25 protein-coding genes are annotated in these 23,526 nt (G+C 70.5%); 14 read left to right on the top strand and 11 right to left on the bottom strand.

Translation table 11 applies throughout. The features are described 5' to 3' along the window. The first annotated feature begins 101 nt into the window (after window positions 1–101). Window positions 102–1,571, top strand: coding sequence for a glycosyltransferase (locus Q9R20_RS03555; protein WP_396653654.1), 1,470 nt, complete (start codon window positions 102–104; stop codon window positions 1,569–1,571). An 88-nt stretch (window positions 1,572–1,659) separates the two neighbouring features. Here the strand turns inward: Q9R20_RS03555 and Q9R20_RS03550 are convergent, their stop codons facing one another. Continuing rightward, window positions 1,660–2,607, bottom strand: a complete 948-nt coding sequence (locus Q9R20_RS03550; RefSeq protein ID WP_311248041.1) for a response regulator transcription factor — start codon at window positions 2,605–2,607, stop codon at window positions 1,660–1,662. A 121-nt stretch (window positions 2,608–2,728) separates the two neighbouring features. After that, entirely contained in the window at window positions 2,729–3,754 is a 1,026-nt protein-coding gene (locus tag Q9R20_RS03545; RefSeq protein ID WP_311248040.1) for a glycoside hydrolase family 6 protein, read from the bottom strand. 74 nt (window positions 3,755–3,828) lie between these two features. Here Q9R20_RS03545 and Q9R20_RS03540 point away from each other — a divergent pair, with 74 nt between their 5' ends. Further along, a complete protein-coding gene (locus Q9R20_RS03540) occupies window positions 3,829–4,146 on the top strand; it encodes an ATP-dependent DNA ligase (RefSeq protein WP_311248039.1) in 318 nt (105 codons plus the stop codon). 4 nt (window positions 4,147–4,150) lie between these two features. Here the strand turns inward: Q9R20_RS03540 and Q9R20_RS03535 are convergent, their stop codons facing one another. Further along, window positions 4,151–4,606 carry a MarR family transcriptional regulator gene (locus tag Q9R20_RS03535; protein WP_311248038.1) on the bottom strand — a complete coding sequence of 152 codons (456 nt, stop codon included), beginning with the start codon at window positions 4,604–4,606 and terminating at the stop codon, window positions 4,151–4,153. Between the two features lie 189 nt (window positions 4,607–4,795). On the opposite strand from Q9R20_RS03535, the gene Q9R20_RS03530 reads away from it, so the two are divergent. Beyond that, on the top strand, window positions 4,796–5,128 hold the full coding sequence (locus tag Q9R20_RS03530; protein ID WP_311248037.1) for a hypothetical protein: 333 nt from the start codon (window positions 4,796–4,798) through the stop codon (window positions 5,126–5,128). Window positions 5,129–5,162: 34 nt separating this feature from the next. Here the strand turns inward: Q9R20_RS03530 and Q9R20_RS03525 are convergent, their stop codons facing one another. Next, complete coding sequence (locus Q9R20_RS03525) at window positions 5,163–5,456, bottom strand: hypothetical protein (RefSeq protein WP_311248036.1); 294 nt, start codon at window positions 5,454–5,456, stop codon at window positions 5,163–5,165. A 159-nt stretch (window positions 5,457–5,615) separates the two neighbouring features. On the opposite strand from Q9R20_RS03525, the gene Q9R20_RS03520 reads away from it, so the two are divergent. The 8 genes from Q9R20_RS03520 (at window position 5,616) to Q9R20_RS03485 (ending at window position 13,016) form a co-directional block, all read left to right on the top strand. Further along, entirely contained in the window at window positions 5,616–5,993 is a 378-nt protein-coding gene (locus Q9R20_RS03520) for a hypothetical protein (protein WP_311248035.1), read from the top strand. Between the two features lie 6 nt (window positions 5,994–5,999). Further along, window positions 6,000–6,542 (top strand): 2'-5' RNA ligase family protein, encoded by a 543-nt coding sequence (locus Q9R20_RS03515; RefSeq protein WP_311248034.1) that lies wholly within the window; start codon window positions 6,000–6,002, stop codon window positions 6,540–6,542. Further along, window positions 6,536–6,913: a PPOX class F420-dependent oxidoreductase gene (locus Q9R20_RS03510; protein ID WP_311248033.1), complete on the top strand. Its 378-nt coding sequence runs from the start codon at window positions 6,536–6,538 to the stop codon at window positions 6,911–6,913. Before Q9R20_RS03515 ends, Q9R20_RS03510 begins: the two co-directional genes overlap by 7 nt. A 247-nt stretch (window positions 6,914–7,160) precedes the next feature. Further along, window positions 7,161–7,652, top strand: coding sequence for an FBP domain-containing protein (locus Q9R20_RS03505; protein ID WP_311248032.1), 492 nt, complete (start codon window positions 7,161–7,163; stop codon window positions 7,650–7,652). Between the two features lie 60 nt (window positions 7,653–7,712). After that, window positions 7,713–8,717 (top strand): right-handed parallel beta-helix repeat-containing protein, encoded by a 1,005-nt coding sequence (locus Q9R20_RS03500; protein WP_311248031.1) that lies wholly within the window; start codon window positions 7,713–7,715, stop codon window positions 8,715–8,717. Between the two features lie 81 nt (window positions 8,718–8,798). Next, a complete protein-coding gene (locus tag Q9R20_RS03495) occupies window positions 8,799–10,067 on the top strand; it encodes a glycosyltransferase (RefSeq protein WP_311248030.1) in 1,269 nt (422 codons plus the stop codon). Next, complete coding sequence (locus Q9R20_RS03490) at window positions 10,057–12,129, top strand: right-handed parallel beta-helix repeat-containing protein (protein ID WP_311248029.1); 2,073 nt, start codon at window positions 10,057–10,059, stop codon at window positions 12,127–12,129. Before Q9R20_RS03495 ends, Q9R20_RS03490 begins: the two co-directional genes overlap by 11 nt. Continuing rightward, the gene (locus Q9R20_RS03485) at window positions 12,126–13,016 is read left to right on the top strand and encodes a helix-turn-helix domain-containing protein (protein ID WP_311248028.1); all 891 of its coding nucleotides are present in this window, start codon (window positions 12,126–12,128) and stop codon (window positions 13,014–13,016) included. The genes Q9R20_RS03490 and Q9R20_RS03485 overlap by 4 nt, the downstream gene beginning before the upstream one ends. A gap of 39 nt (window positions 13,017–13,055) precedes the next feature. Here the strand turns inward: Q9R20_RS03485 and Q9R20_RS03480 are convergent, their stop codons facing one another. The 3 genes from Q9R20_RS03480 to Q9R20_RS03470 all read right to left on the bottom strand — a co-directional run bounded on the left by Q9R20_RS03480 (window position 13,056) and on the right by Q9R20_RS03470 (window position 15,940). Further along, window positions 13,056–14,021, bottom strand: coding sequence for an LLM class F420-dependent oxidoreductase (locus tag Q9R20_RS03480; protein ID WP_311248027.1), 966 nt, complete (start codon window positions 14,019–14,021; stop codon window positions 13,056–13,058). Between the two features lie 104 nt (window positions 14,022–14,125). Next, window positions 14,126–15,148 carry a TerC family protein gene (locus Q9R20_RS03475; protein ID WP_311248026.1) on the bottom strand — a complete coding sequence of 341 codons (1,023 nt, stop codon included), beginning with the start codon at window positions 15,146–15,148 and terminating at the stop codon, window positions 14,126–14,128. Between the two features lie 222 nt (window positions 15,149–15,370). Beyond that, a complete protein-coding gene (locus Q9R20_RS03470; protein ID WP_311248025.1) occupies window positions 15,371–15,940 on the bottom strand; it encodes a TetR/AcrR family transcriptional regulator in 570 nt (189 codons plus the stop codon). A 120-nt stretch (window positions 15,941–16,060) separates the two neighbouring features. On the opposite strand from Q9R20_RS03470, the gene Q9R20_RS03465 reads away from it, so the two are divergent. Further along, a complete protein-coding gene (locus tag Q9R20_RS03465; RefSeq protein WP_311248024.1) occupies window positions 16,061–18,670 on the top strand; it encodes an MMPL family transporter in 2,610 nt (869 codons plus the stop codon). A 90-nt stretch (window positions 18,671–18,760) separates the two neighbouring features. Next, complete coding sequence (locus tag Q9R20_RS03460; protein WP_311248023.1) at window positions 18,761–18,949, top strand: hypothetical protein; 189 nt, start codon at window positions 18,761–18,763, stop codon at window positions 18,947–18,949. A 191-nt stretch (window positions 18,950–19,140) separates the two neighbouring features. Here Q9R20_RS03460 and Q9R20_RS03455 read toward each other — a convergent pair whose 3' ends face one another. Beyond that, complete coding sequence (locus tag Q9R20_RS03455; RefSeq protein WP_311248022.1) at window positions 19,141–19,380, bottom strand: hypothetical protein; 240 nt, start codon at window positions 19,378–19,380, stop codon at window positions 19,141–19,143. Between the two features lie 114 nt (window positions 19,381–19,494). Here Q9R20_RS03455 and Q9R20_RS03450 point away from each other — a divergent pair, with 114 nt between their 5' ends. Next, a complete protein-coding gene (locus Q9R20_RS03450; protein ID WP_311248021.1) occupies window positions 19,495–20,199 on the top strand; it encodes an alpha/beta hydrolase in 705 nt (234 codons plus the stop codon). A 14-nt stretch (window positions 20,200–20,213) separates the two neighbouring features. Here Q9R20_RS03450 and Q9R20_RS03445 read toward each other — a convergent pair whose 3' ends face one another. The 3 genes from Q9R20_RS03445 to Q9R20_RS03435 are packed head-to-tail and all read right to left on the bottom strand — an operon-like array spanning window position 20,214 to window position 23,487. Further along, window positions 20,214–22,064: a DUF2207 domain-containing protein gene (locus tag Q9R20_RS03445; protein WP_311248020.1), complete on the bottom strand. Its 1,851-nt coding sequence runs from the start codon at window positions 22,062–22,064 to the stop codon at window positions 20,214–20,216. A 50-nt stretch (window positions 22,065–22,114) separates the two neighbouring features. After that, a complete protein-coding gene (locus tag Q9R20_RS03440) occupies window positions 22,115–22,906 on the bottom strand; it encodes a transglutaminase family protein (RefSeq protein WP_311248019.1) in 792 nt (263 codons plus the stop codon). Then, the gene (locus Q9R20_RS03435; protein WP_311248018.1) at window positions 22,903–23,487 is read right to left on the bottom strand and encodes a MarR family transcriptional regulator; all 585 of its coding nucleotides are present in this window, start codon (window positions 23,485–23,487) and stop codon (window positions 22,903–22,905) included. The genes Q9R20_RS03440 and Q9R20_RS03435 overlap by 4 nt, the downstream gene beginning before the upstream one ends. Window positions 23,488–23,526 lie beyond the last annotated feature (39 nt).

Below are 23,526 nucleotides of genomic sequence, written 5' to 3'. Positions count from 1 at the left end.
ATCTTGCGGGGACGGTGGTCTGGGGCGGCGGTCGTCTTGTGGTGAACGTACCAGAGTGGGATTCGGCTGACAGGCCACCTCGCCGACAGGAAGACACCGCCATGACCGATGCGCGCAGCTACACCTCGCCGGCGGGCGATTTCGGCATGCACCCGCGCGAGCTGGCATCGGCGGGGGAGCACGGTTTCGCCGACGACTTCGCGGCCGTCCTCGAGAACACCTCGGTGCACCGCTCGACCATCGGCTGCGTCATCCCCGCCTACAACGAGGAGGAGTCGATCGCCGATGTGATCGAGGCGCTGCTGGCACAGACCCGCGTGCCCGACGTCATCCACGTGGTGGTCAACAACACCTCCGACGCGACCGTGAAGATCGCCAGCGAGTACAGCGGGCCGCACGAGCTGCTGACCGAACTCGGCGAACAGTTCACCGAGGTGTTCGTGCACGACATCGGCAAGAACCCCGACAAGAAGGTCGGGGCCCTCAACTACGGCTACTCGCTCGTCGAAGGATACGACTACCTCCTCGGTGTCGACGGCGACACGATCGCCGACACCAAGGCTGTCGAGTACCTCGAGACCGAGGCGGTCTCCGACTCCCGCATCGGCGGCATCTCAGCGATCTACACGATCGACGACAAGCCGATCAAGGGACTCGTGGCGAAGTTCCTGACGGCCGGTCAGCGCACCCAGTTCGCCGCGTTCAATCTGCAGAACATGCTGCGCGGTCGCAACATGGCCGTGCTCGGCGGCCAGTTCTCCATCTTCTCGACCAACGCCCTGCGCGATGCGATGACGCAGAACCACCAGACCTCGCCCTGGGTGAAGGACTCCGAGGTGGAGGACTCGCTGCTGTCGCTGCAGATCAAGAGCGCCGGCTACCTGACCAAGATCAGCCCCTACGCCCGCGCCGACGTGGGCGGCATGACCACCCTCTCGGGATACGACGCCCAGCAGGTCAAGTGGACCTACGGTGCGATCGAGCTCATGTGGCCGGGGCAGCGCGGCGACACCAAAGGGCAGCCGTTCCACCCGAACCTACGTCTGCGGTGGTTCGAGAACTTCGGGATGCTGACGAACCTGTTCGTCCGTGTGGCCTTTCTGACCCTGTTGGCGGGCTCGCTGTCGATCGGCGCCTTCGTCTTCTCTCCCGTGTGGCTCATCCCGCCGGTGATCGCCATGATGCTCAACCTCCGCATCGCCCGGACCATGAAGAACGTCAACAGGCGCGATGTGCTGTTCGCGGTGCTGTTCTTCCCGGCCGAGATCTTCATGTGGATCCGCATCAGTCACTTCGTGCGCTCGTGGACCCGCTTCCTGTCGCGCAAGAAGGTCGACAACTGGGCCATGCAGGCCAAGGCGGAGCGCGGCGGGGGACTCGGGCACTGGACGCCCATGATCGTGCTCATCGCGGTCGCGATCGCTCTCTCCATCATCTGGATCATGGTCGGGCCGATGGTGCAGTCCTCCATCCTGTGGATCGGCTGGCCCATCGTCGGGGTGGTCACCGTGCTCCAGACCCTTCTCATGTTCTCCAAGCTCGTCCGTCGCCAGCACGGCTTCAAAGTGTGACGGACCCCGATCTGGTCGACCCGAACGACCGGAAACACGGATGCCTCGGCCCTGGGGAGGGTCGAGGCATCCGTTATTCACGCGAGGCTCAGGGTGCGGCGAGCAGCTCCGAGGTGAGTCGGTAGCCGACACCGCGGACGGTCTCGATGTAGCGCGGGTTGGCCGGGTTGTCGCCGAGCTTGCGGCGGAGGTTGGTCATGTGGGCTTCGATGGCCCGCTTGTCGGCCTCTCCCACGAAGTAGCTCGTCACATACGACTCCCCGCGCAGCACGAGAGTGAGATCGGCCTTGCTGCGCACGCGGCGCTTGGACTCCATGAGGGTCGCCAGCAGGTCGAACTCGGTGCGGGTGAGATCCAGCTCCTCACCACCGACGCGGACGAGGCGGCTGTCGGGGTCGAGCTGCAGGTCGCGATGCTCGACCCACGCGCCACCGGTGGGGGTGAGTCCGCCGGCGGCGGGCCGGGCGACGATGTCGGTGCCCGAGGCGGCGTGCCGCGGCTCGGGACCCTGCGACGACGGGACGATCACGGGCGCGGCCGGTGCGTCGGCGGTGGATGCCGCGGGCGCCGGGGGAGCGGTCTCGATGCGGCCGGTCGGGAAGGACGGGCCGACACTGTCCTGGCGCGGGGCGGGCGGAGCGGAGGAGTCGCCGGTGCGCGGACGACGCAACAGCGCCTCGATGCGCGCGCGCAGCTCGCGGGGGCGGAACGGTTTGACGACGTACTCGTCGGCACCGGCCCCCAGGCCCAGGACGACGTCGGCCTCCTCTTCGAGGCCGGTGAGCATGACGATGTAGGTGTCGCTCTGCTGGCGGATGCGGCGAGCCGCCTCGAAGCCGTCGATGCCGGGCATGTTGACGTCGAGCGTGGTGATGAGCGGCTGGTAGGCGACCACGGCGCGCACGCCGTCGATGCCGTTGCCGACCGAGACGGTCGAGAACCCGGCCGACTCCAGGACCTCGACGAGCAGGTGTCGGATGTCGGGATCGTCTTCGACGATGACGGCTGTCTTCAGCAACTCGGTGCTGTCGCTCATTTCACCCACTTTTCCCCGCATTGCACGAGACCGTGCACGCGCACTTCCCCGAGACGCGGCGTCGCGACGCGACGTGCGCAATCTTGACACATTTCCCGGGTCCCGCCGCGCCGGCCCGTGCTCAGCGCTGCGTGCGTGTCAACTCGGCTGCGGCATCGGGCCACCAGGTGCCGGCGGACGGGCCGCCGTTGCATTCTCCGTCGCTCTCTCCGGGCGGTTTGATCCACAGGTTCGTGTCGACCACCCCGTCGCCATAGGAGCCCCCGGCAGCACCGACGAGACGTTCGCTCGGATTGCACCATTGGGATCCGAGCGGCCCTGCGCCGTTGCGCGAGGTGTCGATCACCGCGTGGATGCCTCCCAGGCGCTCGGACAGTTCGTGCGCGTAGGCGAATTCGGCCGCGGTGTCCTGGTAGTTCGACACGTTGAGGGCGACGCCGCGCACCTCGGGCAGCAGGCCGGTGGCGCTCAGCAGCTCGGCCATCTCCGACGCGGGATGCCACGCGGAATGGCCGCCGTCGAGGTAGATCCAGGTGTTCACCCCGCGGATGTTCTCGACGGCCGAACGCAGATATCCGGCTCGGTCGGAGATCGATCCGCACGAGGAGGCCAGGGCGATGCTGTCGGGCTCGAGGATCACGATCTTCTGGAGGTCCGACGCGTTGCGCAGCGCGTCGCCGATGCGGGTCGCCCATTCGCGGTAGGCGTCGGGGTCGAGGCCGCCGGCGGAGTGGTTGCCGCAGTCGCGGTCGGGGAGCCCGTAGACGGCGATCGCGAGGGCCGCATCCTGATCGCGCGCCTCGCCGGCGAGGTGGGCGACGCGGTCCCAGACCTCGTCGATCGGGTCGATCTCGGGCGTCAGCCAATAGGTGGTCGGTTGCGCGGCGAGCCACTGCGCGGCGGTGTTCTCGGCGGCATCCCCTTCTCCGGCTCGAGCCGCCTGCGCCGCCTTGGATTCGTCGGGAATCACGATGCGGGTGTCGACCGCGGGGGGCTTGGCGCCCAGCGCCTGGAAGAGGGTCGTGACCGCGCCGCCGATCGCGGCGATGGCGGCGATGAGACCCGCGACGACGACCAGGGCGCCGATGGCGAGGACGACGCGGGGGATGCGTCGTCGGGGCCGCGCGGTGCGGGAGGTTCTCGCCACGCTGGCGACTCTAGCCGAGCCGGACGGGCGGAGCGCCCAGGTAGTTAACCCGGCGTTGCCGATAGACTGCTTTGGTGGGAAAACTGGTTTACAACACCCTGGGTCACTCGTTCGACATCGAGGACCGCACCCTCTCCCACCTGCGGGTCGTCTTCATGAACAAGCTGCGCCGCAACGAGCCGTTCATGTTCCACTTCCCGATGGGCGACGGCAGCGGCACGCGCACCCTGTGGATCTCGCCGTCCATCCCGCTGGTCTTCCACTTCTACGGGAGCCGGGCGCCGCAGCTGAACCGCCGCTGGATCGACGACCTGATGAACGAGGCGAGCACGCCCCACGGGCTGAGCGTCGTGGCCGAGCCCGATCCCGACTCGGTGCCCTCGACGGTGTGAGGGCTCAGGCGCACTCCGCGTCGACGACCTCGCGCACCCGATCGAGGAACGCGGCCACCTGGTCGGCGGCCCCCTCGGGCAGTTCGAGAGCGAAAGCGCGGATGCGTGCGGTGACGGGGTCGATCGTGTCGACGTCGGCATCCCGATCGAAGGGCACGACGTATTTGCTCCGCCGGTCGGAGGGGTTCGCCACGAACCCGATCAAGCCTCCGGCGTGCAGGCGGTCGAGCATCCCCGTGACCGAGGCCGTCGAGATCGCGAGCGACTGAGCGATCTCGGTGGGGGTGATGCTCGTGCCGGCGTCCGCTCGCTCGAGGATCAGGCGCATCGCGGAGCGCGCGTTCTCACTCGGCCCGCAATCCGACTGACGCCGGCGGGCGAGGCGTGCCTCGGCGAGCCGGAGGCGTTCGACGGCGCGTGCAGCCGTCGTTGCGGGATCGTCGTGCGTCTCGATCGTCATGGGTCTCCTCGGGATTCCGACCACCCGTGACGACAGTGTAGTTCGGGAGATGAGTTATCAGTCAGCCGATCGATTCCGGTCGCCGTCCAGAAACAGCACGTACAGCGTAAGGATCCCGTACGGAACTCTTGCGGTAGTTAGGCAATCTAGTAAAATATGAGACGTCGGATTCCCGGGGAGGGGACGCTCATGGGCTCGCTGTACTACGGCTCCTCCGAGAGCCCGATCCGCATCCCGGACCGCGTGCTCGCGCACGTGAAGGTCGTCATCGCCACCAAGCTGCGGCGCGGTGAGAGCTTCACCATGTCGTGGCGTCACCCGTCGGGAGAGCAGGCCGGTCGCAGCACCCTGTGGCTTCAGCCGTCGATCCCGTTGCGCTTCGTCTTCGGCGCCGCAGAGCCGGAGATGCTCGACCCCGCCCTCCTGCAGTCCTACGCCACCGCTGCCAACTCCTCCAGCGGGCTGACGATCGACCTCGAGACGCACGACGTCCCGGTCGCCCAGGCCGCGGAAGCCCCCTGAGTCCGGGCCCGCTCCGTCGGGCCGATCGTGCCGGTCAGGCCCGACCCGACGCGTGCCGGTGCGCGATCGCCGACATCCACTGCATTCCGGGGCAGGGCGGTGCCGCCCGTCCGCGCATGCGCTCCCAGGCCTCGACGTAGATCCCCTCGAGCAGCGCATCGGCTTTCTCGGCCACGCCCGTGAGGGAGAGCAGGACGGCGTATACGCGCGGGGCGGTGGCATCGTAGAACGCGACGAACGCGTCGCAGTCGCCCGTTGCGGCCCGCGCGAGGAGGGCGTCGAGGTCATCGTCGCGCGTCGCGGCGGACGCGGAGTCGGTCATGGTCACGGTGCACCTCCTTCGGGCTCGATGCCAGTCAACCGGGGTCGGTCATCGGCGGCCCGGGGTTGCGCAATCGGGACGAGTGGCCTAGCACCGCCCGTAGCCGCGGTCCGCGGGGCGTCAAGCCCACCGAGGCGGAGAATCCCGCCCCGTACCGTGACCGATATGAGATCTTTCGTGCGCTGGACGCTGGCCCTGGCGATGATGTTCGCCGGCGTCTCCCACCTGACGTTCGCCCGGCGGGACTTCCAGGCGCAGGTGCCGGATGCGCTGGCTGAGCGCGGCCCGCTCGACCGCGACGCCGTCGTGGTGGCATCCGGTGTCGTCGAGGCTTCGTTCGGTCTCGCCCTGATCGCCCTCCCTCGGGAGCGACGGCGGATCGGCGCGGCGCTGGCGGCCTTCTTCGTCGCCATCTTCCCGGGTAACATCGATCAGTGGCGCAAGGGCCGTTCGGCGTTCGGGCTCGACACCGATCAGAAGCGCTTCGGCCGACTGTTCTTCCAGCCGCTGCTCATGGCGGCCGCCTGGTGGTCGACGCGCTGAGCGACGATGGCGGAGGTCACCAGTCTCGAACTCGTCCTCGACGACGCCGCGGATGCCGCGGTCCGCGCCGAGTGGGACGCACTCGCCCGCGCGGAGCTGCCGAGTCAGGCGCAGCACACGGGAGCGAGCAACCGGCCGCACGTCACGATGCTGGTGCGTCCCACGCTCGCCCGGATCGACGTCTCGGTGCTGGCGGACGCCCTGCCGTTGCCGGTGACCCTCGGGGCGCCCGTGCTGTTCGGTGTCGGGCGGACCCGGGTGATCGCCCGGTCGGTCATCCCGACGGCGTCGCTCCTTCAGCTGCACGAGAGGCTGCACGCGCTCGCCGGGGCCGGCGACGACGCTGCGCACACGCGCCCGGGGGAGTGGACCGCGCACGTGACGCTCGCGCGGAGGGTTCCCCTCGATCGCGTGGGGGAGGCGCTCGGGGTGCTCGCCGATGCGGGGATCGACGATCTCGCGGCGACGGCGGTCGGGTTGCGCCGCTGGGATGCGGCCACGCGGACGACCACGGATCTGCTCGGGCGTGGCACGCTGGAGGGGTGCTGACCGACGACGCGCGCGCCTTCCTGCGCGAGTACCACCTGGCCACCCTGTCGACCATCGGGCGTTCGGGCCGCGTGCACGCGGTGCCCGTGGGCTTCACGTACGAGGACGGTGTCGTCCGCGTGATCGGTTCGCGAGGCACGCAGAAGTTCGTCAACGCCGAGCGCAGCGGCCGCGCCTCGGTGTGCTCGGTCGACGGGGCGAAGTGGCTGAGCTTCGAGGGGCCCGCCCGCGTCACCGACGATCCGGATGCCGTGGCCCGCGCCGTCGAGCTCTACGCGGCGCGCTACCGCCAGCCGCGCGTCAACCCCGACCGCGTCGTGCTGGAGCTGACGGTAGAGCGGATGCTGGGCTCGGCCTCTCTTCGCGCCTGACGGGCGTATCCTGAGCCCATGTCCTCGTTCTCCTCGTCGATGCCCGTCGGGCGTGAGGAGGTCGTCGGTGCGCGGAGCGCCGACGGCAGAGGCGTCGCGCACGCCGCGTCCTTCGCCGGGTGACCGGCGCCGGCGCTGAGCCCGAGGCTCGCGCCCTCCCGCCCACCCTCTCGTGGTGGGCTCCTTCCCGCGTTCTCGCGGGTGCTCCTGCCGCGGCGTCCGCCGCGGCCCTCCGACGGGACTCCTCATGCATGCCCTCTCCGCCACCGCCCTCCGCTCCAGCTTCATCAACGTCTCGACGCGCGAACGCGCCGCTCTCGTCATCCCGACCGACATCGACGGCCGCGACTGGGACGGACTGGACTACGTCGGCTGGCGCGATCCCAAGTCGCCGCTGCTGGGCTTCGTCGTCGCCGAGATCGACGGCGTTCCTGTCGGCCTGCAGCTGCGCCAGGCTGAACAGCCGACCCGTTCCCGCCCGCAGTGCTCCTGGTGCGCCGACGTGACCCTGCCCAACGACGTGGTGTTCTTCGCCGCCCGTCGCGCGGGCAAGGCGGGCCGGGCAGGTAACACCGTGGGGACCCTGCTGTGCGCGGACTTCCAGTGCTCGCGCAACGTCCGACGGCTCGATCCGCCCGCGTACCTCGGTCACGACGCACAAGCGGCGCGCGACCGGCGGGTGGAGGCGCTGCGCACGCACGTCGACACGTTCTTCCGCGATCTGCGCGACGGCGCCTGACGCGCGCGGGCCCGAGCCTGCGGCATCCCCCGCGCCGTCGGTCCTGCGATACTCGACCCGATGTCCTCTCTCGCGCGTCTCGTGATGCCGGTGGCGCTCACCGCGGTGCTGCTGGCGGGGTGCGCTCCCTCGAACGACTCCGTCGTGGGGGCGCCGGCCGTCGCGACCGGGACCGCGGCGCCGTGCGCGCCGGGTGCGGTGGAGGTCGGTCCCGACGCCGAGGATCTGCAACGCGCGCTCGACACCGCCCGTCCCGGCGCGGTGCTGCAGCTGTCGCCCGTCGTCTACTCGGGACGTTTCCGCGCCCAGGTCTCCGGAACCGATGCTGCCCCCGTCGTGCTCTGCGGTGTCGAGGGCAGCGTGCTCGACGGGGGCGGTCTCGACTCCGGCTACACGCTCCACCTCGACGGGGCCTCGCACTGGGTCGTCCGCGATCTCGGCGTGCGCGGCGGGCAGAAGGGCGTCGTCCTGGATGCCGTGTCCGGCGCGACGCTGTCGGGCGTGCGCATCTCCGACGTGGGTCAGGAGGGGCTGCACCTGCGCCGCGGCAGCTCGGATAACCTCGTCCGCGCGGTGTCGGTGTCGCGCACGGGGCTGAGCGACCCGGAGTTCGGCGAGGGCGTGTACGTCGGCTCCGCCGAGTCCAACTGGTGCCGGTACACCGCCTGCGAGCCCGACCGCAGCGATCGCAACATCTTCGAGTCGCTCTCGGTCGCCGACACCCGTGCCGAGGCCATCGATGTGAAAGAGGGGACGAGCGACGGAGTGGTCCGTTCATCGACGCTGTCGATCGCCCCGGATGCCGTCGTCGACAGCGCGATCGATCTCAAGGGCAGCGGCTGGCGGGTCGAGTCCAGCACGGTGACCGGTCCCGCCGAGGCGGTGTCGATCCACGTCATCCTCGCCCCGTGGGGCTCGGGCAACACCGTCTCCGGATCGGTCCTGCGCGCGGGGACGGGCGGGCGCGGTGTGCACCTCGTGGATGCTGCGGCGTCGGCGGACAACCTCGTCGCGTGCGACAACACCGTGGCCGAGGGGACAGCCCTCGGCGTCGACGGCTGCTGAGACGACACCGGTCGCGCGAACGCGCTATCGTTCAGTGTCTCCCCCGGCACGGTCTACGACTGCACGTCGGGAAGGAGCACGGTGGGGGACGCGTCGTTCAGCGACCAGCTGATGTGGGTGCTGCCTTTCGGATACCTCGGGATGGTGTCCTGGGGGTTCTGGATCGTCCGAAAGATCCTGGCCGCAACCGCGCGCCCGGTGCGCAACGACTTCCGCACGACGACGACGGTCGTGGTGCCCTCGTTCCGCGAGGACCCCGACGTCCTCATCCGCTGCCTGAAGACGTGGGTGCGCCAGGGACCGTCGCGCATCATCATCGTCCTCGACGTGGCCGACACCGAGGCGCAGCGACGCATCGAGGCGATGGACCTCCCGACGGTCGAGGTGGTGATGTTCGAGCACCGCGGCAAGCGGTCGGCGCTGGGGGTCGGCATGCGCATGGTCGACACCGAGCTCATCGTGTTCGTCGACTCCGACACGGCGTGGGAGGACGGGATGCTCGCGGCGGTGCAGATGCCCTTCATCGACCCCGCGGTGGGGGCGGTCAGCACCCGGCAGAACGTCTACCTCCCGAAGTCGAGCGTGTGGCGGCGCGTGGCCGACTGGATCATCGACCTGCGCTGCACCGATTACGCCCCGGCCATGGGGCGGTTCGGCGGCGTCATCTGCGCGTCCGGGCGGACGGCGGCCTACCGCACGTCGGCCATCGTGCCGCGGGTCGAGGAGCTCGAGAACGAGATGTTCTTCGGCCGGCAGTGCGTGGCGGGCGACGACGGACGCATGACCTGGCTCGTGCTGTCCCAGGGGTTCCGGGTGGCCCACCAGGACAGCGCCCGCGCGTTGTCGATGTTCCCCGGGACCTTCCGCGCGTTCGTGAAGCAGCGGGTGCGGTGGAGCCGCAACTCGTACCGGTGCTATCTCACCGCGATCCGGCACGGCTGGGTGTTCAAGGTGCCGCTGATCTCGCAGATCACGATGATGCAGATCCTGCTCACCCCCTTCACCATGTTCGTCGCCCTCGCCTACGTCGTGCTGGCGGTGCGCGCCGAGCATCCGGTGCTCGCCATGGTGCTCGCGGTGGTGTGGATGTTCGTCGGTCGCGGCATCCGGGGCATGTCGCACTTGTGGCGCCGGCCCGAGGACATCGTGCTCCTGCCCCTGGTGACAGTGGTCATCATCTTCGTGTCGCTGCCGATCAAGATCTACGCGCTGTTCACGATGAACAAGCAGGGCTGGCTCACGCGCTCGGCCGATACCCAGGGCGGAGAGGGTCAGACCGAGGCGAGCCTGCTCGACCCGACGGATGCCGCGCCCGCGACGCCGGAGCCGGAGGCACCGCGTGTCGGCTGACGACGAGGCCGCCCTCACCGCCCGGGAGCGTGGCGACACCCACGTCGCGTTGCGCGGCATCGGGCGGATCGTCATGCTCGTCGCCGTCGTCGTGCTCGTCGCGGGTGTCGTCCTGACCGGCAATTTCGTGCACACGGGCACCTTCCTCCCGTGGCTGCGCACCGCGACCGCCTCGACGACCGCGGTGGTGGGCGAGGCTCCGACCCCCTCCGCGTCGGCGGAGGACGACGGCGCCACGCCCCAGACTCCCGCTGAGCGCGTCGCCGCGGAGGACGAGCGGCTGTCCGCGGTCGCGGCGCTCGGCGGCACCGACCCGGCGCTGATCGAGAAGTGGAACACGGTCGTCCTCGGGGCGAAGGGCGGCCAGGCGACGATCTACGTCCTCGGCGACCTCGTGGCTCTCGGAGCTGTCCGGCAGGACGACGACACGACCTTCACCCTCGTACGCAACGTCGTGGTGCGCGCGGGCGTGGAGCTGGACCTCATCGTTCCCGGGGTGACGCTGCGGATGGCCAGCTCGCCCGCGGGCACCACCAGCATCGTCGGGTGGGGTGGGCACCTGCAATTCGCCGGCACGGAGGGCGAGCGCATGGCGATCACGTCCTGGGACGACGATCGTGGAGGTCCAGATGTCGACGAGTCCGACGGGCGAGCCTATATCCGTGTGCGCGACGGGATCATGTTGACCTCCTTCGCCGACTTCGCCTCGCTCGGCTATTGGAGCGGTCGAACGGGCGGTCTCGCGGTCACCGGGAGCGGGACGGTCGATGCCGGCGTTCGGCTGCAGGACACCACGATCACCGGCTTGCACTACGGCCTGTTCGCCTCGGAGAGCACCGGCGTCGGCGTTTTCGACACCACGATCACGGGTTCGACCCTCACCGGGGTCGAACTGACCAACGGGGGGCACGACTACGTGCTGCAGCGCTCGATCGTGCGCGACTCCGGCGGTGACGGCATCTCCCTGTCGCGCCAGTCGAAGGACCTCTCGCTCACCGAGACGACGGTGGAGGGTTCCGCCGGCTGGGGGATCCGCGTCGACGGTTCCGCGCTCGCCGCCGGTCCCACCAGCGGCGGCTACGGTCTGGACCCGTCGAGCGGCTTCACCCTGACCGAATCCCGGGTGCAGAACAACCGCGACGGCGGCGTCCGCGTCATCTCGAACGACACGACCGAGATCACGCGCACCACGATCGACGAGGTCCGCACCGCCGTGCTCATCGAGGGGCCGTCGAGGGGGCTGACGGTCGCGAACGCCGACCTGTCGTCGAGCGAGCTGCGGGCGCTGGACATCACGGGTCGCATCACGGATGCCACGGTCTCGGGCTCCCGTCTGGTGGGGCGCCGCATCGCGCTCGAGCTCGCGGGCGCCGCCGTCATCGTGAAGGACAACGACCTGACCGTGACGTCGGGCTACGCCGTGGAGCTCGCCGACGGGGCGCGCGCCGACCTCACCGGCAACGTCTTCCGCGGGGTCGGGCAGGACGCCGTGGCGATGTGGTCGGGCGCGCGCACCATGCAGGCCGACAACGACGACTCCCACTGGAGCTTCCAGTGGGCGTGGGTGGGATGGATGAACGAGCACCCCATGATGTGGATGTGGGCGCTCGTGCTCCTCATCCCCGCGATCGGCGTCACTCTGCTCTGGCGCCGGGCCCGGGAACACCGTCGCCTGCGCCGACTGCTGCGGGAGGCCCTGCTGCGCGAAGGGCAGGAACGCGTGGCGGCGTACGGCGGATCCGCGGCGCAGGACCCCGCCACTCCGTCGCCGACACCGGTGCCGCCCCCCGCGTCCGCGCCGCCGCTGTTCGCCGGGGAGCGTGCGCGGCCCGCCCGCGAGGCCCGTGCGGATCGACCCCGCTCCTTCGCCGACCTGCGCACCGGCCCGCTGGAGGGACGCACGTTCGCCTCCCTGCGGGAGTTCGCGGTCGCCGCGGTCGTGGAGGGCGGCTCCTCGGTCGGTTCGATAGCGCGTCTGTTCCGCATCCCGCAGTGGCGTCTGCAAAAGTGGGTGGACGAGGCCGCTTCCATGCCCGCCGGATCCGGGAGGACGTACACGTGAGCGAAGCTCCCATCGACGGGCGACTCGACGAGGTGCTGCGTGCCCTCTCCGAGCGGGTCCGTCGTCTGCGCGAGGAACGCGGCTTCACCGTGCCCGCGCTCGCCTTCGAGGCGGGGCTGTCCGAGTCGCGCGTCCGGGCCATCGAGAGTGGCCGCACGACGGCATCCCTCGCGACGCTGGTGGCGCTCGCCGAGACGTTCGAGATCGAGGTCTCGGCGCTCTTCGGCGACACCGACCCGTCCGCGGCGCCGACCGCGTCCGACAGCCCCTACGTGGTGCCCAGCGAGGTCGTCTGGGGCGGAGAACTGCCGCCCGCACCGTGGCTGACTCCCGCAGCGCCCGCGGCCAGCCCCTACGTGGTCGCGAGCGACGTCGTGTGGGGCGGGGAGCTCCCGGCCGCGCCCTGGACGAGCACGGCCGCAGCCGCGGAGATGCCGGCCTTCGACCCGGTGTCCGCACCGGCGGACGCGGCCTACCCGCGCACCGAGCACACGTGGAGCGCGCCCCTTCCCCCGGTGTCGCGGCCCGAGGCGGCCGCTCTCCGGCCGCCGGACGCCGCTCCCTCGCCATCCCACCTTCCCGTACCGGGGACGGCCCATGAGTCCGCCGCGACGCAGGTGCATCGGCGCGCGGCGGAACAGGGGATGCAGGGGACGTCGAGATACGTCCTCGTCGCGCCGGGGGCGACGGGGCCCAAGGAGCCTCGCACGTTCTCCGACCTGCGGGAGGGGCCGCTCGCGGGTCGCGAATTCCGTTCCCTGCGGGAGTTCGCCGTCGCCTCCGTCGTCGAGGGCGAGCACTCGATCACCGCGGTCGCGCGGGTCTTCCGTCTGCCCGTGTGGCGGCTGGAGCAGTGGGTCACCGAGGCGGGGTACATCGGGCGGTGACGACGGCGGGGCGCACCGGGCGGCGCACCCCGCGGCCGGTCACAGCGCGCGCAGCTTCTCGAGCAGCGGAGCCGCGATCTCGTCGACGAAGCGCTGCTGCTGCTCGTCGCCCACCTGCACGATCGCGATGTCGGTGAAGCCGGCGTCGATGAAGGGGCGGACGCTCTCGGCGAGTTCGTCGAGGTCGGGACCGCACGCGATGGACTCCGCGACGTCCTCCGGGCGCACGAACTGCGACGCGCCCGCGAAGCCGGCCGGGGTCGGCAGGTCGGCGTTGACGGCCCATCCGCCGGCGAACCAGCGGAACTGGTCGTGTGCGCGGGCGATGGCCGCGTCCTTGTCGGGGTCCCAGCTGATGGGGATCTGACCGATCTTGCGGGACTCGCCGTCGTGGTGCTCGTCCCAGCCCTGGATGAGATCGCCGTCGGGCTCCGTGGTGATCAGATGGTCGCCGAGCGGGGCGAAGCGCTGGATCGAGTGCTCGCCGGACACGGCGACGCCGATGGGGACCCCGCCGTCGGGGGCGTCCCACACACGTGCCGAGTCCACGCGGAAGTACTCCCCGTCGTACGTCACGAGGTCTCCGGTGTGCAACGCGCGGATGATCTCGATCGCCTCGACGAGCATGTCCTGGCGGGCGTGGACGGCGGGCCATCCCTCGCCGACGACGTGCTCGTTGAGGTTCTCGCCCGAGCCGAGGCCGAGCGTGAAGCGTCCGTCCGAGAGCAGCTGCAGGGTCGCCGCCTTCTGCGCCACGACGGCCGGGTGATAGCGCACCGTGGGGCAGGTGACGTAGGTCATCAGTTCGACGCCCGTCGTCGCCTGCGCGACGGCCCCGAGGACGGTCCAGGCGTAGGGCGCGTGGCCCTGGCTCGTCAACCACGGGGAGTAGTGGTCGCTCGAGACGAGGAAGTCGTAGCCGGCGCGCTCGGCGCCGACGGCGTAGTCGACGAGGGCCTTGGGGCCGCTCTGCTCGGTCATGAGGGTGTAGCCGAATCGCGTCATGCCGCCACGGTAGGGCGGCTCCCGTGCGCGCTCGCCGGGGTTGCGCTCGCGGTGCGGATACGGCAACGGGCCCGCGGCGTCGCCGCGGGCCCGTCATCGCCGGGTCAGTCCTCGGGAGCGTGGATGACCTTCTCGCCCTCGAAGGTCTTGCGGTCCTTCTTCTGGCGGTCGTTGCGGGTCTTGCGGAGGCTGAGGAACGTCGCCACGGCCACGGTGGCGGCGATGAACAGCAGCGAGAACCAGATCGGGATCTCGGGCACCCACAGCAGCGGCTCGCCGCCGTTGATGAAGGGTAGCTCGTTGACGTGCAGGGCGTGGAAGACGAGCTTTACACCGATGAACGCGAGGATCACGGCCAGGCCCTGGGCGAGGTAGACCAGCCGCTCCAGCAGACCGCCGATGAGGAAGTACAGCTGACGCAGACCCATCAGGGCGAAGGCGTTGGCGGTGAAGACGATGTACGCCTCGTTCGTCAGCCCGTAGATGGCGGGGATGGAGTCCACCGCGAAGACGAGGTCGATGAAGCCGATCGCGATGATGACCAGCAGCATCGGGGTGACGAAACGCTTGCCGTTCTTGCGCACGGTCAGCTTGTCTTCGTTGTAGTCCTCGCTCACGGGGAGCACCCGCCGCACGAAGGTCATGAACTTACCGTTGGCGGGGTCGCTCTCGCCGTGCGAGAACGCCTGACGGTAGGCGAGGAAGAGCAGCAGGGCGCCGAAGATGTAGAAGATCCAGGAGAAGTTCTCGATCAGCGCGGCGCCGACCGCGATGAAGGCACCGCGCATGATGAGCGCGATGACGATGCCGATCATCAGGACCTTCTGCTGATAGATCTTCGGCACCGCGAACCCGGTCATGATGATCAGGAACACGAATAGGTTGTCGATCGACAGCGCCTTCTCGGTCAGGTACCCGGCGAAGTACTCACCGCCGTAGGTCCAGCCCGAGAACACGCCGATCCCGACGCCGAACAGCAGAGCCAGGCCGATGTAGAACGCCGACCATCGTGCGGATTCGGCGATCGAGGGTTCGTGGGGCTTGCGCACGTGCGCGAAGAACTCGAACACAAAGAACGCGATGGTGACCGCGATCGTGATGATCCAGATCAGGGGGGTGACGCCCATGGCGACCTCCAAGGGAAATAGGTGTACAGCAAGACACCAAGGTCTCCTCCACCCGGCGAGTCGGGCCGACGTCCCGGGACCACGATGGCGTGGTCCGTACTGACGAGATCGTCGCGGTGGGAGTACTCCCCTTGCTGGGTAGATTCTAGGGCATAGGTCCGAGCGAGCCCGGCCTGGACATCGATCTCTCGGCTGTGATATCCGCCGAGCGCGGCGTGCGGCTCATCGGGGGAGGGTGCCGCCCACGACCGCGTCCACGAGGACGAGCATGTCGTTGCCGTCGAAGTCCTCCCGGCTCAGGGCCCGCAGGATCACCGCGCCGAGCAGGGCATCGACGGCGGCGTCGAGCCGCGGACCGGTGACTCCGCCCATGGCCCGCGAGAGGCTCTCCACGAGAGGGGCCGCGAGGATCTCGGCGCGCAGCCGTCGCCCGGTCTCGGCGCTCCCCGCGGCGGCGGCGACGAGGGAGCGCAGCAAGCCCTCCCCGTCGGGGCTGGTGCGCAGGGTGAACAGATTCGTCAACCAGACCGCGAGGTCGGTGCGGGGGTCACCGGTGTCGGGCAGCTCGCGTTCACTGCCGAGCAGGCGTCCCTCCAGGATCGCCTCCGCGATCACATCGCCCTTGCTCGACCACCAGCGGTAGATCGTCTGCTTGCCCACACCGGCGCGTCGGGCGATCCCCTCGATCGTGAGGTGGTCGTAGCCCCGCTCGGCGAAGAGGGCGACCGCGGCGTCGAGGATCGCCAGACGCGCCGCCTCGCTGCGGACGGGTCCACTACGCGCAAGAGCCATGACACACATTGTGGACGATCGCGCGCCGGAACGAGACGAGACGGTGCGTGTTATCTTTGCCCCGACTTGTCGGAGCCGACGGTGCTCCCTCGCGCGCACCGCACGAGAGGACCACCCCGCATGGCTGAACTGCTGCACCGCCTCGGAACCTTCGCGGCACGCCGCGCGTGGACGGTGATCGTCGCCTGGGCGGTGATCCTCGGCGTCGTCGTGGGCGGCTTCCTCATCGGCTTCAAGGGGCTCAGCTCGAGCTTCGACATCCCGGGAACGGCATCCGGAGACGTCATCGACGAACTGCAGGGCGAGCTCCCCGACTTCGCCGGAGCCTCCGGAGCCGTCGTGTTCCGCAGCGACGACGGCTCCGCGCTCACCGACGAGCAGAAGGCCGGGATCTCCGCCCTCGTGACCTCGGCGGACGACCTGCCCGACGTGGCGCGCGTGACCGACCCCTTCTCCGCGCAGCAGCAGCTCGAGGATCAGCGCCAGCAGGTCGTCGACGGCCGACAGCAGCTCGACGAGGCCCGTGCACAGGCGGAGTCGGGGCAGCAGCAGCTCGATGCCGGGAAGGCGCAGCTCGACGCCGGGCAGCAGCAGCTCGACCAGGGCAGGGCGCAGATCGAGGCCGCGCCGCTTCCCGAAACGCAGAAGCAGGCGCAGCTGTCGGCCCTCGAGGCGCAGCAACAGCAGCTCGACCAGCAGCGCTCCGCGCTGGAGCAGCAGCAGACCCAGCTGACCGACGGGCTCGCGCAGATCGACGCGCAGCAGACGCAGCTCGACGACGGGTCGGAGCTCCTCGGTTTCGCGGATGCCATCCGACTGGTGTCGGAGGACGGCTCGACGGCGATCGTCAACGTCTCGTTCGACGAACCCCGGCTCGAGCTCACGGAGGCGTCCAAGGAGGCGGTCGTCGAGCACTTCACCGCCGACCCCGTCGACGGCGTCGACGTCGCGTTCAACACCGAGATCTCGCAGGGCATCCCGGAGATCTTCGGCGTCGGTGAGGTCGTAGGCGTCGCGATCGCCGGCATCGTCCTCGTCGTCGTGCTCGGCTCGCTCCTCGCGGCGTCCTTCCCGATCGTGACGGCCATCATCGGCGTGGCCATCGGCGCGATGGCCACGCTGTCCTTCTCGGGCATGATCCAGATGGCATCCGTGACGCCGTTCCTCGGCGTGATGCTGGGACTCGCGGTCGGCATCGACTACGCGCTCTTCATCCTCTACCGCCACCGCCGCCAGCTCCTCGCCGGGGCCGACGTCCGAGAATCGATCGGCCTCGCGAACGGGACGGCGGGCAACGCCGTCGTCTTCGCCGGGTCCACGGTGATCGTCGCCCTGCTCGCGCTCAACATCACCGGCATCCCGTTCCTGGGGCTGATGGGCACCGCGGGTGCGGTGAGCGTGCTCGTCGCGGTCCTCATCGCGGTGTCGCTCACGCCCGCACTTCTCGGGCTCGCCGGGATGCGCATCCTCAGCCGCAAGGCCCGCGCGCGTGCCACCGCTGCCGCGGACGCCGCGGAGCACCCGCGCCGGGCCAGGCGCACCGCGCCCGTCGACGCGGAGGAGCACCCCCGTCGGGCCGCCCGCACCGAGACCGGCCCGGTCGCGACGAACGGACGGCCCATCCGGCCGATGTCGACGGCGCGCGCGGTGGTCACCATGCTCGTCGCGACGGTCGCTCTGCTGGTGGTCGCCATCCCGGCGCTCTCGATGCGCCTGGGGCTGCCCGACGGCGGCTCCGAGGCCGAGGATTCGACGGGCTACCAGGCCTTCACCTGGAGCGAGGAGGCCTTCGGCGCCGGCTCCAACGCCCCGCTCCTGGTGACGGCGGCTCTGCCGGACGGCACCGCCGAGGCGGACGTGCAGGGACTCCAGCTCGACGTCGCCCGGGAGCTGTTCGCGCAGGACGACGTGGTGGCGGTGGCCCCCGTCGCGGTGTCGGACGACCGCACGCTCGCCGCTTTCCAGGTCATCCCGGCTGAGGGTCCCAATGCGGTGTCGACCGACCGCTTGGTGCGCGACCTGCGCTCCCTCCCACCGGTGAACGGCGACATCGACCTCGGCGTCGCGGGTGCGGCGGCGATCAACATCGACATCTCTGAGGGACTCGCCGACGTGCTGCCCCTCTACCTCGTCGTGGTCGTCGGTCTGTCTTTCCTCATCATGGTGATGGTCTTCCGCTCGCTCCTCGTGCCGCTCATCGCGACGCTCGGCTTCGTTCTCTCGCTGTTCGCCACCTACGGTGCGGTGACCGCCGTCTTCCAGTGGGGATGGCTGGGCGGGCTCTTCGGGGTGCACAATCCCGGCCCGATCCTGAGCTTCCTGCCGGTGATCCTCGTCGGCATCCTGTTCGGTCTGGCCATGGACTATCAGCTCTTCCTCACCACGGGCATGCGCGAGGCGTGGGCGCACGGGGCGCCCCCGCGGCTTGCGGTGGCCCAGGGGTTCCGGGCCGGACGGACCGTCGTGATCGCCGCGGCGATCATCATGATCTCGGTGTTCTCGGGCTTCATCACCTCGGAGGCCGTCATCATCAAGTCGTTCGGTCTGGGCCTCGGCCTCGGTGTGCTCTTCGACGCGTTCGTCGTGCGCATGCTCCTCATGCCCGCCGTCATGCACGTGCTGGGCGGGGCCGCGTGGTGGCTGCCGAACTGGCTCGACCGCATCGTGCCGAACGTCGACGTCGAAGGATCGGCGCTCGAGCGCCGTCACCCGTCCCATCATGGGGTTTGAGCACCCGGCGGTCCGGGGCGCAAGCCCCGCCGTCGGCTCGGGTGCGGTTGTCAGGATGCCGGGACGACACCCTTTCCGAGGAGGACGACGATGACCGAACGCGAAGAAACCCAGGACGCCCCCGTCATGGACGGCGCCACCGACGCCGGCGTGGAGGAGAAGAAGGACGGCGCGCGCGAACAGCTGGCGGCGGACGCCGCCGTCGCCGACGACGACCTCGCGCAGGAGGATCTCAAGGACGACCTGCGCAGCATCCGCGGCTACGGCGAAGACCGCTGAGACGGACGACGACTCCCGTCCGGAGCCGGTGGGGGACGGGCTCGACGGGCGGGAGTCGTCGGGGACGCCGTGAGCGGCGTCATCCGCGCCGGCGATGCCGGGGTGGGATACGACAGAACAGTACGCTCGCCCCGGCGCGGTGGGATGATATCCCAGCCAATCCGAAGGAGACGCCTCCTCCGGGATCAGCGTCAGTCGGTCGGGACCTCACCTGCGGCGATCGCGTCGGCATAGGTGCGGATGTCGGGGCCCGGTTCGTAGTCGATGAAGCGGTCCTTGATGCGGGCGTTGATCTGCGCGAACGCCTCGTCGGACGAGATGCCGTCGCTCTCGCGGGCGATGGCGACGACGGCCTCGCGGAGCACCTTGTCGGCGTCGTCGAGGATCTTCTGACGGGCAGGTTCGTTCCAGCGGATGTCCGAGATGTCCATGGCTCACACGCTAAAGCGGCCCCCACCGCCGGATCCCGGGGTTGCGCGACGGGCCGCGATGTGCGGCGGCGCAACCCGCCTGACCTTCTGGTCGACCCCCGGCAGGATGGGGGCATGTCGACGGATGCCGGACCACGCCACGTCTCGCGGATCGCGGCGGGCGTCCGCGACCTCGACTGGTGGGTACGCGACTACGCCTACGCATTGAACGGGCAGGTGCGTGCGCTCCTCGGTCGCAGCGTCCCGGACGATCTCACCGCGGGGGGAGGGACCCCGCTCGTGCTTCTGCCCGGGATCTACGAGACCTGGCGCTTCCTCGAACCTCTCGCCCGGGTGCTCCACGATCGCGGTCACCCCGTCAACGTCGTCACCGAGCTCGGCGACAACCGCCGTCCGATCGCCGAGGCGGCGGGTCGCGTGGCCGCGCTCCTCATCGAGCGGGGGCTCGACGACGTCGTCCTCGTCGCGCACAGCAAGGGCGGGCTCATCGGCAAGCACGTCATGGCCTTCGACCCCGCGGGCGACCGGGTGCGTGCGATGGTCGCCGTCGCCACCCCGTTCGGCGGGTCGCGCTACAGCAGCCTCATGCCGACGCCGTCGCTGCGGGCGTTCCGCTCGGGGGACGCGACGATGCGCGCCCTCACCGCCGCGGCCGAGGCGAACGCCCGCATCACCTCGGTGTACGGCGCCTTCGACCCGCACATCCCCGAGGGCAGCGAACTCGCCGGAGCGCGGAACGTCCGCCTCGACAGCGGAGGACATTTCCGCGTACTCGCCGATCCGCGCGTGATCGCCGAGGTCGTCCGCGTCGCGGAGTGACGCCCCGCCGGGCGTCAGCGCCCGCCGCCGCCACCACCGCCCATCCCACCGCCCGAGAAGCCGCCGCCGAAGGACCCGCCGGAGAAGCTCCCCGACCCGCTGCTCGTCGTCACCGGAGTGCTCGCGGTACGCATCGAGCCCAGCGTCGTCGTGAACGCCGCGCTCGAGAAGCCCTGGGTGCCGGCATACCACGACAGGTCGCCGCCCGCCTCGCGCACCCGCGTGTCGAGAGCGTGCGCCCACTCTTTCTCGACGCCCCACACGACGGCCCACGGCAACAGTCGCTCGTACAGGTGGAGCACCTCGGACGCATCGCCGGGGTCGATGCGTCGCCGCTCCGCCCCTTCCGGGCTCTGCAGGACGCGCAGGCGGTCCGCCTCCGCCAGCTGCAGGTAGTCGCGTAGTCCCCGGAGGTGGTCACGCGCGGGAGCGCCGGCATCCGTGATCCGGTCGCGATACCGCAGGAGGACGAAGGCCACGATGCCGACCACCACCGTCGCGGGGACGGCGGCGATCTGCCACCACGCGGGAGCGGTGCCCTGGGCGGCGAGGATGACGACGAGCACGGAGACGACGAAAGCGCCGACGGCGAGCAGACCGGCGGCCACCCCCGCACCGGCCCGCTGCCTGCTGGTCCATCCGCGGGCGCGGAGTTCCGCGGACGCCGCGGACGGCAGTTTCTGCAGCGCCTTCGCCACGTCCTGGCGATCGGCGCCGAGCACGACGCGCGTGCCGGGGGAGGGGGTGTCGCCGAAGACGGCCCGCAGCACCGCGGAGCGCAACGGCGTCGCGCGCTCGCCGGTGACGAACTCGAGCTCGAGCTCGTTCGGGCGATCCGGCATTTCGATGATGCACAGGTGCCCGGCCACCGCCGTGTCGAGGAGGGCGGCCGGGATGCCGGCACCCCGGCGGTTCACCAATTCGGCGCCCTCGAGAACGTCGACGTCGGCGGGCGGCTCGTACTCGGGGACGATCACACCGCGCCCCGGGGCGTCACGGCCGCGACGACGCGCGAGGAGGGCCGTACCGACGCCGGCGAGGGCGAGGCCCACCGCGCCGAGGGACGAGGCCGCCAGCATCGGCGCGGCGTCGACGGAGAACTGCTCGATCGGGGTGCGTACGACCTCGCCGGGGACGAACGTCCCCGTCGCGAGTCCGACCGCGATGGTGACGTTCTCGCCGGGCCCGAGACCGGTCGCGCCCGCCTCATACATGAGCGGGGCCCCGCCGCCGCCGGACCGCGCGATATCGCACCGGGTGGTCGATCCCTGAGCGCCGACGTAGCAGGCGGCGGCGCCATCGAGAGCCGCCGACTCGAGCCCCGGATCCAGCCGGAGGCGCGCGGTGACCTCGGCGAACGGCTGCTCCCAGTCGGTGCCGTTGATATCGCGATAGAACTCGTCGGCGTCGGTGTCGGCGAACGCGCGGATGGTGTCGCGCTGCGTGTAGCGGAGGACGTACGTCTGCACGCCCCGGACGTACGAGTCGTCCCCGGTGAGGACGGTGACCTGTCGACGGTCCGTCTCGACCTCGAAGGGCACGGCGGCGCCCGCGGCGTCGGTGACCGAGACGATCCGGGTGTGCAGGGGGACGCCGTCGTAGTCGTCGGGGATCACGCGGACGATGCCCCGGTTCTGATCCTCGTCGGGGAAGCGTGCGATCAGGGTCTCGGTCACGGCCAGCTCGGCGTGACCGTCGGCGCTGCGAGACAGGGTCATGTCGGCGTCGAAGGCGTCGAAGGTGAAGTCGTCCGTGTCGGCCCGGGCCGGCAGGGGAGCCCCCACCGTCAGCAACGCGGCCAGCAGGAGCAGCGCCGCCGCCGAGAAGAAGCGGCGGGAGGGGCGCGGTCGGGCGAGGACGTCCATGGGTCGACGCTAGCGACCCGGCCCGCGCGGCGGATCCCCCGCACGGGGGATCAGCGCAGCAGGACCGCGCTCTCCGGGTCGTCGACCTGCAGGTCGCCGCGCACGACGGCGGTGACCTCGACGGAGTCGAGTGCGACGGCGCCGGAGATCGTGGTGAGGAAGGCCGTGTCGGCGGCGTCGCGTCCCGTCGCGATACGCACCAGATGGGCTCGAGGCGCCAGGCGGGTGGCATCCACGACCTCCCACCGACCCTCCACGAACGCCTCGACGACGGCATGGAAATCCATCGGGTCCAGCCCCGGCGCGAAAGCGGAGACGAGCCGGGCCGGTACCCCGCTCGCCCGCAGCAGCGCGATGGTGACGTGCGCGAAGTCGCGGCAGACGCCCGCCCCCGCGCGGAGGGTGTCGAGGGCGGAGTCGGTGGGTCCGCTCGAACCCGGCGCGTACGCGAGGCGCGCGGCGACCTCGCGCGGCACGAGAGCGACGATCTCGCGCGGCGGGAGCCCGACGAACGCCGACGCCTCGTCTCCCAGCAGGTCGGACGGGACGTAGCGGCTCGGCCGGAGGTATCGCACGGGGTCGAGATCGTCCGAGGCGGCGGGTGCGGCGGGCGGGGACACCTCGGCGCGGTAGACGAGGGATGCCGCGCCGGCCGGGAGGACAGCACGATGCAGACGCGTGCCGTGCGCATCGACGCGCTCGACGGGGACGATGTGGTGTCCGTCGACGGCGAGGTCGAGCCTCTCCTCCGTGGCCCACCCGGTCGCCGGGACGACGGAGAGGACCACCTCGGCGTCGACGGAGACCGTCAGCGCGATGTCGACGGTGACGACGGCCCTCACGCGGCGGCCGGGGGGATCTGGTCGGTCGCGCCAGAGGTCGTGGCCGACAGCGCCGCAGCGCGGGGGCAGCAACGCCGTTCCTCGACGTCGCAGATCTCGGCGACGGCGCAGCGCATGCGCTGCAGGAAGGACGTCACCGCGACGGTCTCGCTCTCGCTCATCCCGCGCGTGGCCTGCATCATGCGCGCGTGCATGGCGGCGAGGGTCTCGCGCATCTCGTCGTCGGCGTGGTCGGTGGTGGAGACGACGACCTTGCGTCTGTCGGTGGGGTGAGGGTCTCGGCGCAAGTGCCCCGAGCGCTCGAGGCGGTCGAGGAGGGCCGTCATCGACGCGGTGGAGACGCCGAGGTGGCGGGCGAGATCGATCGGGGTGACCTCACGCCCGGTCCCCGTCGCACGGGTGAGGTACCGCAAGACAAGGAGCTCGTTCTCGCCCATCGCCATCGAGTCCTGGGTGCGCCGGCGCATCGTCATCTCGGCGGCGCGGTACGCGCGCATCGCCTCCATGATGCGTGCCCCGCGTTCGTCCTCGGTGCTCTCGCTGTACCAGTAGGACGGGGGCGAGGTGCTTTCGGCGGTCATCGACGCTCCTAATATCTCGCTTGCCTATTCGCTAGTCTA

The organism is Microbacterium sp. PRF11, from assembly GCF_031844085.1.
Classification (GTDB): Bacteria; Actinomycetota; Actinomycetes; order Actinomycetales; family Microbacteriaceae; genus Microbacterium.
The sequence above is the reverse complement of the archived record's forward strand: the minus strand, read 5'-3'. Positions and strand labels throughout refer to the sequence as shown.

Bases quoted from the DNA above. Each gene is read 5' to 3' on its own strand.
- Q9R20_RS03470 (WP_311248025.1), bottom strand. From the start codon at position 15,940: ATGGCTCTTGCGCGTAGTGGACCCGTCCGCAGCGAGGCGGCGCGTCTG.
- Q9R20_RS03460 (WP_311248023.1), top strand. From the start codon at position 18,761: ATGACCGAACGCGAAGAAACCCAGGACGCCCCCGTCATGGACGGCGCC.
- Q9R20_RS03465 (WP_311248024.1), top strand. From the start codon at position 16,061: ATGGCTGAACTGCTGCACCGCCTCGGAACCTTCGCGGCACGCCGCGCG.
- Q9R20_RS03550 (WP_311248041.1), bottom strand. From the start codon at position 2,607: ATGAGCGACAGCACCGAGTTGCTGAAGACAGCCGTCATCGTCGAAGAC.
- Q9R20_RS03435 (WP_311248018.1), bottom strand. From the start codon at position 23,487: ATGACCGCCGAAAGCACCTCGCCCCCGTCCTACTGGTACAGCGAGAGC.
- Q9R20_RS03530 (WP_311248037.1), top strand. From the start codon at position 4,796: ATGGGCTCGCTGTACTACGGCTCCTCCGAGAGCCCGATCCGCATCCCG.
- Q9R20_RS03450 (WP_311248021.1), top strand. From the start codon at position 19,495: ATGTCGACGGATGCCGGACCACGCCACGTCTCGCGGATCGCGGCGGGC.
- Q9R20_RS03455 (WP_311248022.1), bottom strand. From the start codon at position 19,380: ATGGACATCTCGGACATCCGCTGGAACGAACCTGCCCGTCAGAAGATC.
- Q9R20_RS03505 (WP_311248032.1), top strand. From the start codon at position 7,161: ATGCATGCCCTCTCCGCCACCGCCCTCCGCTCCAGCTTCATCAACGTC.
- Q9R20_RS03520 (WP_311248035.1), top strand. From the start codon at position 5,616: ATGAGATCTTTCGTGCGCTGGACGCTGGCCCTGGCGATGATGTTCGCC.
- Q9R20_RS03480 (WP_311248027.1), bottom strand. From the start codon at position 14,021: ATGACGCGATTCGGCTACACCCTCATGACCGAGCAGAGCGGCCCCAAG.
- Q9R20_RS03445 (WP_311248020.1), bottom strand. From the start codon at position 22,064: ATGGACGTCCTCGCCCGACCGCGCCCCTCCCGCCGCTTCTTCTCGGCG.
- Q9R20_RS03535 (WP_311248038.1), bottom strand. From the start codon at position 4,606: ATGACGATCGAGACGCACGACGATCCCGCAACGACGGCTGCACGCGCC.
- Q9R20_RS03475 (WP_311248026.1), bottom strand. From the start codon at position 15,148: ATGGGCGTCACCCCCCTGATCTGGATCATCACGATCGCGGTCACCATC.
- Q9R20_RS03515 (WP_311248034.1), top strand. From the start codon at position 6,000: ATGGCGGAGGTCACCAGTCTCGAACTCGTCCTCGACGACGCCGCGGAT.
- Q9R20_RS03500 (WP_311248031.1), top strand. From the start codon at position 7,713: ATGTCCTCTCTCGCGCGTCTCGTGATGCCGGTGGCGCTCACCGCGGTG.
- Q9R20_RS03555 (WP_396653654.1), top strand. From the start codon at position 102: ATGACCGATGCGCGCAGCTACACCTCGCCGGCGGGCGATTTCGGCATG.